This window comes from Burkholderia sp. E168m23 (assembly GCF_016586125.1).
Classification (GTDB): Bacteria; Pseudomonadota; Gammaproteobacteria; order Burkholderiales; family Burkholderiaceae; genus Burkholderia; species Burkholderia orbicola.
In genome coordinates, this window is record NZ_BCPP01001679.1 from 1 (window position 1) to 599 (window position 599).

Annotated in this window: 1 protein-coding gene and 1 tRNA gene; both read right to left on the reverse strand. The window is 63.4% G+C overall.

What is annotated here, in order from left to right; translation table 11 throughout:
- Positions 1-362 (reverse strand): CreA family protein (locus JMF90_RS39625; RefSeq protein WP_201326607.1); only part of this gene is annotated, 362 nt, incomplete at its 3' end.
- Positions 363-489: 127 nt separating this feature from the next.
- Positions 490-565, reverse strand: a tRNA-Asn gene (locus JMF90_RS39630).
- Between the last annotated feature and the right edge of the window lie 34 nt (positions 566-599).

The following is a 599-nucleotide window of genomic DNA, read 5'->3' on the forward strand; positions in this document are numbered from 1 at the left end:
ACGCGCACGACGTGCAGCGTCTTGAAGATGAACGACATGCGTTCGCTGAATACGTCGGCCTGCTGCTTGACCGGTTCCTTGAAGCTGATCGGGCCGACCTGTCGGCACGCGATCGACGCTTCGCTGGGGTCCTCGGCCACGCCGAGCGTGCCCTTGATCCCGCCGGTGCGGGCGCGCGACACGTAGCAGGTCACGCCGGTCACGACCGGATCGTCATAGGCCTCGACGACCACGCGGTCGGAGCCCGTGACGCGGAAATGGGTGTTGACGCTGCCGACTTCCTCCGCATGCGCGAACGGTGCCGCGGCGAAGGCGGAGAGCAGGAGGGCGAGGGGCGCGGAGCGCAGGAGACGATGCTTCATCGACGGAACCGGATGCGAATGCGGGACAGAGACTCTAGCATGCGCATGACCGGGCCACGAAAAGCAGAAAGACGGAACGGTGGCCGGAAAAACAAAAGGCCCGTCGCATGACGGGCCTTTCGCTATTTGGCTCCCCGACCTGGGCTCGAACCAGGGACCTACGGATTAACAGTCCGGCGCTCTACCGACTGAGCTATCGGGGAATAAATCGGTACATCTGCGTGCTGTGTTTTCCAA